Raw genomic sequence first — 13,906 nt, forward strand, 5'->3', positions numbered from 1 at the left:
GTAGAATTTAGTTTGCATCGATTGGTTTTACATTTTGAGTTCTACAGTTTGCTTGCCCGCTCCTTGATGTTCTGGTGGAAGTTGATGATCTGGTGATCATATTCTTCGTTCATGAGTGGGGAGGTGATCATGAAGTCGGCGGTCGCGCGGTTGTTGGCGATCGGGATATCGTAGACCTGGGCGATGCGGAGGAGAGCTTTTACGTCCGGGTCATGTGGCTGGGCTGTGAGGGGATCGGAGAAGAATACGACGAAATCGATGCGTCCTTCGACGATTTTTGCGCCGATCTGCTGGTCTCCTCCGAGAGGACCGCTGTTGTAGCCTTTGACCGGGAGACCGGTGGCTTCGGTGATCATTCTGGCGGTTGTTCCTGTGCCGCAGAGAAAGTGTCCCTTTAAGATTTCTTTGTTTGCTTCGCACCAGTCGATCATTTCATGCTTTTTGCTGTCATGGGCGATCAGGGCGATGTTTTTTTGTTTTCCGATGGTTAATGTCAGAAAATCCATAGGAATCCTCCTTTTCTTGAGGTTGTTTTTCGTTTGTTTTGCGGGCAGATCATATATAAATTCCATGGAATGGAATATTAACAGATTATTCCTGCCTATAAACTGATGATGCCATAAATGGCTGGATGTGTCAAGAAAGTGAGAGAAAATTTCGCTGAAGTTTTACACTTATTATGCGGGGACAGTGTCTGTTAGAAGGTTTGGGCGGGAAACTGCGTTGCGTGCAGCTTTGGTGCTGATTTTGCCTCTGCCCCGGTGAGACTTGACAAACCAGTGGGAATGTGCTACCATCGACCATGTGTGAAACGCAATGACAGAGACAGTACAGGAGAGTTCCGGTATGACAGAGAGAAGGTTCACCGGCTGAAAGACCTTCCGAAGGAAACTTTTGTAAATTCACTCTTGAGCAGCCTGTGCGAAAGGGATCCAAGTAGTGCAGGACGGGAAGTCCCGTTACAGACGTTTGAGTGCCGCATGAATGCATGCGGAATCTGGGTGGTACCACGGAGAGTCAGCTTCGTCCCATGGCGGGACGGAGTTTTTTTTGTCCTCGCACTGATAGAATGTAAAACCATACCGAAAGAATGAGGTGGACTATGGAAGAGAAGATCAAAGCACTGAAGGAGCAGATGGAAGCCGCTCTCGGCAGTGTACAGTCCAAGGAACAGCTTGGTGAGTTCTGGCAGAGCTTCCTTGGCAAGAAAGGCAGCATCGCAGACCTGATGAAGGGTCTTGGAAGTGTTCCGAAGGAGGAGCGCCCGAACGTCGGAAAGACGATCAATGAATTTAAGAACCAGGTAGAAGCCCGCTACCAGGAAATGAAGAATAAGATGGATGAGCTGGAGCTCGCAGCCCGCAATAAGAGCGAGCAGGTCGATATCACGATGCCTGCAAAGATGCGTCCGGCCGGAGGTCTCCATCCGCTTACCGTAACAGAGAATGAGATGATCGATGTTTTCGCAGGAATGGGCTTCGAGATCTTCGACGGTCCGGAGATCGAGGATGACGACCACAACTTCACAAGATTAAACGTTGCGAAGAATCATCCGGCGAGAGATATGCAGGATACGTTCTATGTAGCGGAAGATATCTTACTCCGTACCCATACAAGCCCGGGACAGATCCGTGTGATGGATGCGAAGAAGCCGCCGATCAAGATGCTGGCACCGGGACGTGTATTCCGTTCCGACAGTGATGCGACTCACTCCCCGATGTTCCACCAGATGGAAGGCCTTGTTGTCGATAAGAAGATCACGCTCTGCGACCTTCAGGGTATGCTCGACAAGTTTGTACAGGCGATCTTCGGCAGCAACGTAAAGACACGTCTCCGCCCGAGCTATTTCCCGTTCACGGAGCCGAGCGTTGAGGTCGATGTCAGCTGCTTCGAGTGCGGCGGAAAAGGCTGCCCGCTCTGCAAGCACACCGGCTGGATCGAGGTATTAGGCGGCGGTATCGTACACCACAAGGTTCTTGAGAACTGCGGCATCGACCCGAATGAGTATTCCGGTCTCGCCTTCGGTATCGGTATCGAGCGTATCGCCATGTTAAAATACGGTATTAACAACATCAACCTGCTTTATGAGAATGATCTTCGTTTCCTGAAGCAGTTCAAAGGCTAATAAGGGAGGGAGAAGATCATGAAAGTACCATTTAGTTGGCTGAAAGAATATGTTGACATTGATGTCACTGCCCAGGAGCTGGAAGACAAGCTCTTTGGCTGTGGATTTGAGGTAGAGGAACTGATCGATCTCTCCGCTGAGATCGACCGTGTCGTTGTCGGCGTCGTAAAGGAATGCGAGCCAATCGAGGGAACACACCTCTTCAAGTGTAAAGTAGACTGCGGCGAGTATGGAAATGATATCCAGATCCTCACAGGTGCTCCGAACGTCTACGCAGGCATGCACACACCGGCGGCTCTTGATAATTCCACACTGCCGGGCGGCATCAAGATCAAGGCAAAACCGATGCGCGGCATCGAGTCAAACGGTATGCTCTGCTCCGGTGAAGAGCTCGGCTTAAACGATGACCTGTATCCGGGCGCTGAGGTTTACGGTCTCCTGGATCTTCCGAAGGACACCGTTCCGGGAACTGATATCGCAAAGGTTGTTGGTCTCGACGACTACATCTTCGATATCTCCGTAACGGCAAACCGTGCAGACTGCCAGTCTGTTCTCGGTATTGCGAGAGAAGTTGCAGCAGTTCTTGATAAACCGCTGAAAATGCCGGCTCTCGACTACAAACAGAGCGATTATAAATATGAAAATCTTGATATTAAAGTAGAGGCACAGGATCTCTGCCCGCGCTACTTAGGACATGGCGTGAGAAACATCACTCCGGGCCAGTCCCCGAGATGGATGCGTCGTCATCTGGCTCTCTGCGGTCTCAGAAGCATCAGCAACGTGGTCGATATCACGAACTACGTAATGCTCGAGATCGGTCAGCCGATGCATGCATTCGATATGAGCACATTGGAGAGCTCCCAGATCATCGTCCGCCGTGCAAAGCAGGATGAGATGATCCAGACACTTGACGGCAAGGAATTCAAGTTAAACGAGAATAACCTTGTGATCTGCGACGGAAGCAAGCCGGTTGCTCTTGCGGGTATCATGGGCGGAATGAACAGTGAGATCACAGAGAATACGACACAGCTTCTCTTTGAATCCGCAAAGTTCATGCGCGACAACATCCGTAAAACTGCGAGAAGTCTCGGACAGAACACAGACGCATCCAGCCACTACGAGAAAGGTATCGCGGAGTACACCGTTGAGATCGGTATGGCGCGTGCCCTTCACCTGATCGAGGAACTCGGCTGCGGCGAGATCACAGCGAGCGCATTCGATGTGGATGCGGGAGCACCGAAGGAAGGAAAAAAATTTACCGCAACGTTGAGCGGCATCAACAAGATCCTCGGCATCGAGGTCCCGGCAGAGAATGTTCTCGACATTCTCCGCAGACTCAGCTTCGAGGTTGAGCGCGACGGCGATGTCATGACTGTCACAGCACCTCGCTACAGAGAGGATATCGAGGTTGGCGAGCCGGATCTTGCGGAGGAAGTCATCCGTGAGTACGGTTATGACCACATCGTTCCGACCTTCTTAAAGGATTCCGCAGTCACAAACGGCGGATTAAACCCGGCACAGAAGAGAAGAACAAAATTAAAACAGGTGATGGTATCCCAGGGTTACTTCGAGGTATCCACGCTGGCATTCTATTCCGACGCTGACCTTGACGCGCTTCATATCGCTGAGGACGCGAAGGAGCGCAATGTGATCCGCCTGTTAAACCCGATCACGACAAACCTTTCCATCATGCGCACCACACTGGCTCCGTCCATGTTAAATACAGTCGTTGAGAACGTGAAGAAAGGCAACACAGCCGGACGTTTCTTCGAGTATGCAAACGTATACTATCCGAAGGCACTTCCGCTCACAGAGCTCCCGAACGAGATCCCGCATGTCGGCTTCGCGGCATTTGGCGAGCAGGAAGATTTCTTCACTGTAAAGGGAACGATGGAAGAGCTTGCAGCTTCCTTCGGTGTAAGCTTTGAGTATGAGAGAGCGGAGGATGTTCCGTATCTCCATCCGGGAATCTCCGCGTATGTCCTCTGCGACGGCGAGCGCGTTGGTTCCTTCGGTAAGCTGGCAAACAGCGTTGCCGGTGAGTTAAAGCTTCCGAAAGACAGCAAGGCGAACAACCAGATCTACATCGGTGAGATCGACTTCGCAGCACTTTCTGCCCATATGCCGGAAGGTCTGCGCTACAAACCGATCTCCGAGTACGATACCGTGACCCGTGACCTCGCGATGGTCGTTGACGAGGAGACAAGCTGCGGCAGCCTGATCGATGAGATCAAGAAGGCATGCAAGCAGGTCGGAGATGTTGAACTCTTCGATATCTACCGCGGCGACCAGATCGGCAAGGGCAAGAAGAGCATGGCATTCAAGATCTCCTTCATCCCGGAGGACAAGGCACTTGATCCGACGGACGTCGAGCGCTTTGTAAAGAAGATCCTCGGAAACCTGAAGTTCCGTCTCGGTGCGGATATCCGATAAGTGACATAATACAGAACGGTCATTCCTGTGGGAGAAATCCTGCGGCGGATGGCCGTTTTTTGACCCCTAAGTCACGATCAGCGAATGATGTGCACTTGCAAGACGAGTGAGATTGATGCAAGCAGCCGCGCGCGGCACACTCCTTTATATGCCGGAAAATCAGTTCCGGCCCGGAAAATACGAGGATTGACAGCCATCCTATTTTATGTTATGATGACTTTAATTGTGGACAGGAGGTGTAGTCGGTGATTAGAATTATTCTGACGATTGTATTCGTTATCTTATGTATTGCAATGACAGTGATCGTGTTAATGCAGGAAGGAAAGACTTCCGGACTTGGTGCGATCAGCGGTGTGGCTGAGAGCTACTGGGGAAAAAATAAAGGTCGTTCTATGGAAGGCAACCTTGAGAAATTTACAAAAATTGCGGCAGTCCTGATTTTTGTACTTGCCCTGGTATTAAATTTAAAGGTAATCTAATTCTAAGATGACGAACACTCCTGCAGCGATCATTCCCGTGCAGGAGTGTTTTTGTTTAACACGAAGATCGGAAGCTGCACTGTCTGAGAACTGTCCGCAGGATCTATCCGGTTATTTGCGGCTGCCCGGCGTGAAGTCTGTGCCGGGAACTTTTGAAAAACTGTTTTTGATATGACAAGGAGAAGAATGGAAGAAACGTTAATGGAAGAGCGGAAACAGATGCTGCTGACCCTGATGAAGGATCCGACATATGTTCCGATGAAATTAAAAGAACTCGCGATGCTTCTCGGAGTTCCGAAGGAGCAGAGAAAAGATCTGGAAGAGGTCTTAAATGAACTGGTCGCTTCCGGCAAGGTCGGGATCTCGAAGAAGGGAAAGTACGCGAGATCCGAGGTGTTTGCGCAGACGGGGATCTTTTCAGCGCATCACAGAGGCTTTGGATTTGTGACGATCGAGGGACGCGACGGCGATCTCTTTGTCCCGCCGGATGATACCGGGGACGCGATGGACGGGGATACGGTCCAGGTCATTATTGATGAAAACGGAAGAGGCGGCCGCGCGGAGGCGAGAGTTTTAAAGGTATTAAAACATGCCAACGAGACGCTGATCGGTACCTTTGAAAAAAATAAAAGCTTTGGCTTTGTGATCCCCGACAATCCACGGATCACGATGGACATCTTTATCCCGCAGGGGAAAGAGAACGGCGCTGTCTCCGGACACAAGGTAGTCGTGAAACTGGACACATATGCGACCATAAATAAGAATCCGGAGGGACATGTGCAGGAGATCCTCGGACATATCAATGACCCGGGAGTCGATATCCTGTCGATCGTCCGTGCCTACGGACTTCCGGAGGAGTTCCCGGAGGACGTGATGGAAGAAGTTTCCCATGCGCCGGAGGAACTCTCCGCAGACTATGTGGCGGAGGAGATCGGGAAGAACGGAAGAGTGGATCTCAGAGATGTCCCGATGGTGACGATCGACGGCGAGGACGCGAAAGACCTCGACGATGCGGTCAGTGTGTCGAAGGAGACGATCAACGGGGAGACGATCTACCATCTCGGAGTCCATATTGCGGATGTGAGTCACTATGTGAAGGAGGGGACGCCTCTCGATGCGGAGGCATATAAGCGCGGAACGAGCGTGTATCTCGTGGACCGTGTGATCCCGATGCTGCCGCACCGGCTCTCCAACGGGATCTGTTCCCTGAATGCGGGCTGCGACCGTCTGGCAATGAGCTGCCTCATGGATATCGATGAAAAAGGGATCATCGTGGGACATAAGATCTGTGAGTCGGTCGTCCGGATCGACCGCAGAATGACATACACGGCGGTGAATGCGATCCTGGAGGCAAAGAATGGGACTGAGGAACCGCAGACGGATGCGCCGGAGAAAGAGAAATCGAAGGAAAAAGCGGAATTTGCAAAGAAGTGCCTCGAAGAATATGCAGATTTCGTTCCGATGTTCCTGCTTCTCGACGAGACGGCCCGTGTGCTGAGGAAAAAGCGCATGGCGCGCGGTGCGGTCGACTTTGATTTCCCGGAGTGCAAGATCATCCTGGACGCAAAGGGACGCCCGGTCGAGATCAGGCCGTATGAGCGGAACGCGGCGACGATGCTGATCGAGGACTGCATGCTGGCTGCGAACGAGACGGTCGCAGAGGATTATTACTGGCAGCAGATCCCGTTCCTGTACCGGAGCCATGAGAAACCGGACGGTGAGAAGATCAAGCGCTTCGGCATTCTGATCAACAATTTTGGCTATTCGATCCGGCTCCAGAACGGCGAGCTTCATCCGAAGGAGATGCAGAAACTGCTCGAAAAGGCAGCGGGATCCCCGGAGGAGGCGCTGCTCGCGAGACTGGCACTCCGCTCAATGAAGCAGGCAAAGTACACGACGGAATGCATGGGCCACTTTGGTCTCGCAGCAAACTATTATACGCACTTCACCTCCCCGATCCGAAGATACCCGGATCTCCAGATCCACCGGATTATCAAGGAAAATCTCCACGGCGGTCTCACGAAAAAGAGGATCGCCCATTATGAGAAGATCCTTCCGGAAGTTGCGATCTGGACATCTTCCCGGGAGCGTCTCGCAGACGAGGCGGAGAGGGAGACCGATAAGGCAAAGAAAGTTCAGTTCATGGAGCGCCATATCGGGGAAGAATTTACCGGCGTGATCTCCGGGATCAGCAATTACGGCTTCTATGTGGAGCTTCCGAATACGGTGGAAGGCATGGTACGCTTAGCGAACCTCGACGGCGACTACTATGTGTTTGATGAGGAACACTATGAACTGGTGGGAGAGCGGACGAGAAAGAAATTCAAGCTTGGCCAGACCGTGAAGATCCAGGTCGTCTCTGTGGACCGGTATCTGAAAACGATCGATTTCCTTCCGGTGCGGAATTTCGACAAACGATAGCACGGTTTCGTTTTTTGCAGCGGACAGACCTTGTGATAGAAATGGTTCCGGCATGGGACACTCCTGCCGGAACGGAAAAGAGGACGAAGTTATGGCAAAGAGCAGCGGATTTAAGCTGATCGCAAACAATAAAAAGGCATATTTTGATTTCTTCATCGATGACAAATTTGAGTGCGGTATCGCGCTTGCGGGAACCGAGGTAAAATCTCTCAGGATGGGAAAATGCAGCATCAAGGAATCTTTTGTGCGGATCACGAACGATGAGGTCATGATCTACGGCATGCACATCAGCCCGTACGAAAAGGGAAATATCTTTAATAAAGATCCGCTCCGCGAGCGGAAACTCCTGATGCACCGCTATGAGATCAACAAGCTGAAGGGAAAGATCCAGGAAAAAGGATACACGCTGGTCCCGCTTCAGGTGTACTTTAAGGGAAGTCTCGTAAAGGTTGAGATCGGTCTGGCGAGAGGTAAGAAATTGTACGACAAACGTGCGGATATCGCGAAAAAGGACCAGAGAAGAGAGCTTGAGAAAGAGTTTAAGGTGAAAAACCTGTATTAATAGCGGAGAAAATTGTTGTAAAGAGACCTCAGTCCGGAAAGAGATGATCTATCAGGTGCATTTTGGAGCAAACTACGAGACCGGGGAATACGGCTGGACAACAAATCTCGAGAAGGTGAAAAAACAGATCGACTGGCAGTTAAAAGAATTTCCGGGGATACGATGGCGGCGGACCACTACGCGACACTGGAAAAACATGCTTCCGACTGTATCTCCTGCGGTCACTGCGATAAGCGCTGTCCGTTCCATGCCGTACAGACGGGAAGAATGAAGGAGATCGCGGCGTATTTTGGAAAATAGGCGGAAAGCTCTGTAATGGAAAAGCGGCAGAGGATCCGGAATCTGAAATGACAGAAAATAAAAATGAGGAAAAGAGAACTGAGCCTGCCGGGGCAAGGTTCTCTTTTTTAATTTACGCGAACAACGAGCCAAAGTCCGCGCTTGCGCGAGATCTTGGCGACTGTCGCGATAACAAGGGGAAACTCGCGAAACGTGTTTTCACTTGTTTACGCGAACAACGAGCCAAAGTCCGCGCTTGCGCGAGACGCCCGAATGTGACAAGGCACATTCTTTTCATATCGAAAAACATGCCTTTACAGCAATATGCTGGTACTACCAATTCTGACAATCTAAAACATATGTCGTAACTGCACAAAAAAAGCAGAAATACGAAACATAATTATACAAAATCACAGGATTTCACAAACTATCGCAGTTTTGTCCACTGTTAAATTTTTCTGCGCACCGCTATAATAAAAGTACAAAATGAGTCGTGAGAAAAACAAAATGACCCAATCAGATGAAGGAGGAACAGTTTTATGAGAAAACGTACTTTGTCATTGGCACTTGCAGTTTCCATGGCAGCGATGTCCCTCGCAGGATGCGGCGGCGGTGGAACCACAACGGCAACCACAGCGGCGGCAGGCGGTGAGACAGCGGCAGCCGGAAGTGAAGCGGCAACGGAGGCAGCGAAAACGGACGATGCTGATCTTTCCGATGTAGAAAAGATCATCAAGGAAGCCGAAGGAATGTCGATGGAAGAGCTTGCAAAGAAAGCCATCGAGGAGTCCAACGGAAAGACCTTCTACGGTGTCGGAAACTCCAGCCGTGGTAAGAGCGCACTCCCGTTATTCATCGAATACCTGCAGTCGATCGACCCGTCCTACAATATGGAATATGAGTGGCAGCAGCCGAAGAACAACAAGATCTTTGAGCAGTTGACCGCAGATTCCTTAAAGACCGAGGGAACTTTCGCGATGACCCTGATCCAGGACGGCAACCAGATCCAGACGAAGATGGTAGAGCCGGGAATCTTAAAGACTTATATCCCGAAGGAATGGGCAGAGGCAAACGGGACCACACCGGATGCATATGAAGGATTCCTTCCGTTGCAGACCTTAAACAAGGTATTCATGTACAACAGCACCGGAAGCGCAGAGTACAATAACTGCTGGGATTTCGTGGCAGAAGGCGTTCATCCGTTATACATGGATATCGATTCCGAGATCGTCGGAAAGAACTTCTTATACATGCTGACAGAAGATAAGTATGCGGGATGGTTAAAAGATGCTTACGATGCTCTCGATGATACAAAGAAAGCATACTTCAAGCCGGTCATCGACGAGATGGCAGCAGATGCCGAGGATCTTGGACTTGGCGAGAACGGCGCATACGCACTTGCATGGATCAAGCTCTGGGTTGAAAATTACAACGAGCAGACAGATGATGGTCCGATCTGCAACACACTTGTATCTGATTCCGCAACGGATCAGGCTGGCCTTTTAGTTTACTCCAAACTTCGTTCCGTAGAAGAGTCCGCAGGCGTTTCCTTAAATAACATTAAGGTTGCCGCTTATCAGGACGGCTACAAAGGCATCGGCGGTTACGGTTACTGCCATTACCTTTTCGTTACAAACAACAGCCCGCTTCCGTGGACTGCATGTGCATTCATCCAGTACATGACATGCACAGAGGACGGTTTCTCCGCATGGGGCAAAGACATGGGCGGCTACTCCGCAAACCCGGAAGTTGCAGCAGCGATCGAGGAAACTTATCATCACAGCAAGGGCGGCTACAACGAGGCCGGCGAAGATGTATATCCGTGTAAAGATGACCGTGGATATGACTGGTGGACAACTGACGGCGAGTTAGTTCTGGAAGATCCGGACTACTGCGCATCCGTTTCCTTCACAGTCGGAAGCTGGATCGAACTTCTCACGAAGTACAGTGACTCTGCTAAGTAAATCTGACTGACACTTGAGAGGGTGCCGTACATGCGTGCGGCGCCCTCGTGTTACATATGGCATCTGCCGTAACAAACGGCATCCATGTTTTAGGAAAGGAGCGGACATTTCTGTGAATGGATATAACCGGGTAAAAACATATTTTTCAAAACCGCAGAACATCATCCTTCTCCTGTTCGGCATCGTACTGACTTTCTCCACTGTTGCACCAATCGTTGCGATCGTAAAGGATACGATCACGATCCATCCGGGAACCATCGACGCCCACCTCGCGGGAAAAGCGTCCGGTTACACGCTGGTCAACTATGTGGACCTCTTTACAAGCCGTCTGGCGAAGACAAACCTCTGGAAGCCGCTGTGGAATACGATCCTCTTAGCAGTATTTACCTGCACGATCTCCATCATTTACGGCGGAACCTTCGCATTTTTAGTAACAAGAACAAACCTGAAATTCAAAAAATATTTAAGCTCTATTTTCATTTTTCCGTACATCATGCCGCAGTGGACACTCGCCGTTGTATGGCAGAACGTGTTCAACAGCAACGCGGTTGTCGGAACGTCAAACGGACTTCTTGCATCTCTTGCGGGGATCTGTATGCCGAAATGGTGGTGTCAGGGGCTGTTCCCGAGTTCCGTTGTCTTAGGACTCCATTATGCGCCGTTCGCCTATATCCTGATCGGCGGTATTTTCCGGAATATGGATGCGAACCTTGAGGAGGCAGCGACGATCCTTGATACACCGAAGCTCAAGACGATGTTCCGGATCACGCTCCCGATGGTAAAACCGGCGATCCTCTCGACGATCCTTCTTGTATTCGGAAGTTCGATGGGAAGCTACCCGGTACCGCATTACTTAGGTCTTACAACGCTTTCCACAAAGTATATCTCCTTAAACTCCAAGTACACAGGTGAGGCGAGTATCCTGGCGATCATCATGATGATCTTCGGAGTCGCGATCCTCACGATGAACCAGGTGAGCTTAAAGAGCCGGAAAAATTACACGACAGTCACCGGTAAATCGGGACAGCTGTCAAAGATGAACCTTGGAAAAGTCGGAAAATATGCGATCGGTATCGTGATGATCGTCCTGACATTCTTTACAAGTATCTTCCCGATCTTCTCCTTCGCACTTGAGACCTTCCTTCCGAACCCGGGCGATTACAGCTTCCTCTATACAGGAGATCTGAGCAACCTGACAACGAAGTGGTGGATCACAAAGGAGAATATCACCGAGAACGGTATGTACGGACAGCACGGCATCCTCTACAACAATACGATCTGGCATGCATTTGCAGGAACCTTGCTCGTCGCTGTCTGCTGTGCCCTGCTTGCCGGAACGATCGGTACCCTGATTGGATATGCGGTCGCGAAGAACCGCAGAAGCCGGTGGGCGAGCTATGTAAATGGTGTGGCATTTCTTCCGTACCTGATGCCGTCCATCGCAGTTGGTGCAGCGTTCTTCATCCTGTTTTCGAATGAACATATCAACCTCTTTAATACATATACGCTGCTGATCATCGCAGGTACGATCAAGTACATCCCGTTTGCGAGCCGGAGCGCGCTGAACTCCATGCTGCAGATCAGCAATGAGATCGAGGAGGCGGCGATCATCCAGGATATCCCATGGACGAAACGAATGTTCCGGATCATCATCCCGATCCAGAAGTCAGCGATCATCAGCGGATACATGCTCCCGTTCATGACATGTCTCCGTGAGCTGTCCCTGTTCCTGCTCTTATGTACGCAGGGCTTTATCCTCTCGACAACGCTCGATTACTTCGATGAGATGGGACTTTACGCGTTCTCGAGTGCGATCAACCTGATCCTGATCGTTACGATCCTGATCTTCAATACATTAGTCAATAAGCTGACAGGTGCAAGCCTTGACGATGGAATAGGAGGAAACTAATATGCCGGAAATCACATTGAGAAATATCACAAAACGCTGGGGGAAATTTTACGGGGTCGATCATCTGAACCTGGATATCGCGGATAACTCCTTCATCACACTGCTTGGACCTTCCGGATGCGGAAAGACGACGATCCTCCGTATGATCGCAGGACTTGAAACGCCGACGACCGGTCAGATCAAGATCGGGGACAAGGTGGTCTTTGACAGTGAGGCGGGGATCAACATTCCTGCCAACAAGCGAAAAGTCGGTTTCCTGTTCCAGAACTACGCACTGTGGCCGAACATGACCGTCTACCAGAACATTTCCTTCGGTCTCAGCAATATCAAGGAGAAACTCCCGAAATATGATTTTGATGCCATGACGACCGGGGAACTGATCCGGGCTTTAAAGAGCGGAAAGAAGATCAAAGAGCTCGTGGAAGAGTGCCGCGATAAGCGCGGAAAACTCGACACGGATAAGGTATATCTGAAGTTTATCGACGCGTTCATTCTCTCGATCTATACAGCAAAAATCCTCTACGGATACGGGATCCAGGATGCAGCGGATCCGGATGCGGCTGCGAAGGCGAAGGCGGAGGAGCTGAAAAAGAAACTGGACGGGATCAGAAAATCCTATGAAGCAAAAGGACAGTCCCTGAATGACGAATATGCGATCGTATCCGGCGGAAAAGTCCTCACCGAGGAGAGAAAACTCACAAAAGAGGAGATCGATAAATCCGTCCGCAGAGTCTCCCGGATCGTAAAGATCGGGATGTTCATGAACCGCTACCCGGCAGAGCTTTCCGGCGGCCAGCAGCAGCGTGTCGCGATCGCGAGAACGCTTGCCCCGGAGCCGTCCGTGCTCTTCATGGATGAGCCGCTGTCCAACCTGGATGCGAAGCTCCGTCTTGAGATGAGATACGAGCTGCAGAGACTCCATGTGGAGACGGGAAGCACCTTTGTCTATGTCACACATGACCAGATGGAGGCGATGACGCTGGCGACGAAGATCTGTCTGATCAACAACGGGGTCCTTCAGCAGTATGACGCACCTCTTGATGTATACAACCGACCGGCGAACCTCTTTGTTGCGGACTTCGTCGGAAATCCGTCGATCAACTTTGTGGAGGCGAAAGGAAAGGAACAGGCGGACGGAAGCTTCCGCTTTACGATCCTGGATGACCTCGAGGCGACTTTCCGGCCGAATGAGCCGATCGATATGGATGCCTGGTTCAGAAAGCGTGATCAGGATGCGGCGGACCTGGAAGCCCAGCGGCTGGAGATGTTAAAGGATAAGAAGGCTGTCGAGAAGAGCAATAAGGATGAGGTATTTAAATATCATATCGCGAAGGTCGATGAATCCGACTATGCGGTTGAGGAAGAGCCGGAGATCACCAACGAGGATTTTGTCCTTGCGATCCGGCCGGAAGCATTAAAGCTTTCGAAAGACGGTTCTGTCGCATCTACGATCTACGGAGCGATGCCGACCGGTATGGAGTCGACCGTGAAGTTAAAGATAGGAAAGTACCTCCTGACAGGCGTAATCTTCGGAGGCGTTACCTTTAAGCTCGGCGAGGAGACAGGTGTGGACATCGCAGGTACGGATATCCTGCTGTTTGACAGGAAGTCCGGGAAGGCGATCGCGGCTGGAAGTCTCAGCGTGAAAGGGTGAAAAGCTGATATTGGATTTATAAAATTGAATGATGAGTAGAGGAGTGCGGCAGATCTGTGAGTGGGTCTGCCGCACCTTTT

The 13,906-nt window shown here is 50.7% G+C and carries 10 protein-coding genes and 1 other annotated feature; of the genes, 9 read left to right on the forward strand and 1 reads right to left on the reverse strand.

What is annotated here, in order from left to right; genetic code table 11:
- Positions 1-41: 41 nt before the first annotated feature.
- Positions 42-506, reverse strand: coding sequence for a methylglyoxal synthase (locus ACXMYH_RS07230; protein WP_118531692.1), 465 nt, complete (start codon positions 504-506; stop codon positions 42-44).
- Positions 507-807: 301 nt separating this feature from the next.
- Positions 808-1,034, forward strand: a binding site (T-box leader).
- Between the two features lie 68 nt (positions 1,035-1,102).
- Between ACXMYH_RS07230 and pheS the strand changes: the two genes are divergently transcribed.
- The 9 genes from pheS (at position 1,103) to ACXMYH_RS07275 (ending at position 13,826) form a co-directional block, all read left to right on the forward strand.
- Positions 1,103-2,125, forward strand: coding sequence for a phenylalanine--tRNA ligase subunit alpha (pheS, locus tag ACXMYH_RS07235; RefSeq protein ID WP_142412572.1), 1,023 nt, complete (start codon positions 1,103-1,105; stop codon positions 2,123-2,125).
- Between the two features lie 18 nt (positions 2,126-2,143).
- Positions 2,144-4,558: a phenylalanine--tRNA ligase subunit beta gene (gene pheT, locus ACXMYH_RS07240; protein WP_329752000.1), complete on the forward strand. Its 2,415-nt coding sequence runs from the start codon at positions 2,144-2,146 to the stop codon at positions 4,556-4,558.
- A 245-nt stretch (positions 4,559-4,803) separates the two neighbouring features.
- Positions 4,804-5,037 (forward strand): preprotein translocase subunit SecG, encoded by a 234-nt coding sequence (gene secG, locus ACXMYH_RS07245; protein WP_118296789.1) that lies wholly within the window; start codon positions 4,804-4,806, stop codon positions 5,035-5,037.
- 186 nt (positions 5,038-5,223) lie between these two features.
- Positions 5,224-7,458: a ribonuclease R gene (gene rnr / locus ACXMYH_RS07250; RefSeq protein ID WP_486555786.1), complete on the forward strand. Its 2,235-nt coding sequence runs from the start codon at positions 5,224-5,226 to the stop codon at positions 7,456-7,458.
- A gap of 91 nt (positions 7,459-7,549) precedes the next feature.
- Positions 7,550-8,020, forward strand: coding sequence for an SsrA-binding protein SmpB (gene smpB / locus ACXMYH_RS07255; RefSeq protein ID WP_118297114.1), 471 nt, complete (start codon positions 7,550-7,552; stop codon positions 8,018-8,020).
- Positions 8,021-8,182: 162 nt separating this feature from the next.
- Entirely contained in the window at positions 8,183-8,320 is a 138-nt protein-coding gene (locus ACXMYH_RS07260) for a 4Fe-4S binding protein (protein ID WP_118531686.1), read from the forward strand.
- Between the two features lie 518 nt (positions 8,321-8,838).
- Positions 8,839-10,263 (forward strand): hypothetical protein, encoded by a 1,425-nt coding sequence (locus tag ACXMYH_RS07265; RefSeq protein WP_118531684.1) that lies wholly within the window; start codon positions 8,839-8,841, stop codon positions 10,261-10,263.
- A 112-nt stretch (positions 10,264-10,375) separates the two neighbouring features.
- Entirely contained in the window at positions 10,376-12,172 is a 1,797-nt protein-coding gene (locus ACXMYH_RS07270; protein WP_243021210.1) for an ABC transporter permease, read from the forward strand.
- Position 12,173: 1 nt separating this feature from the next.
- A complete protein-coding gene (locus tag ACXMYH_RS07275; protein WP_021904241.1) occupies positions 12,174-13,826 on the forward strand; it encodes an ABC transporter ATP-binding protein in 1,653 nt (550 codons plus the stop codon).
- Positions 13,827-13,906: the final 80 nt, after the last annotated feature.

The organism is Pilosibacter sp. NGB245 (assembly GCF_057397225.1).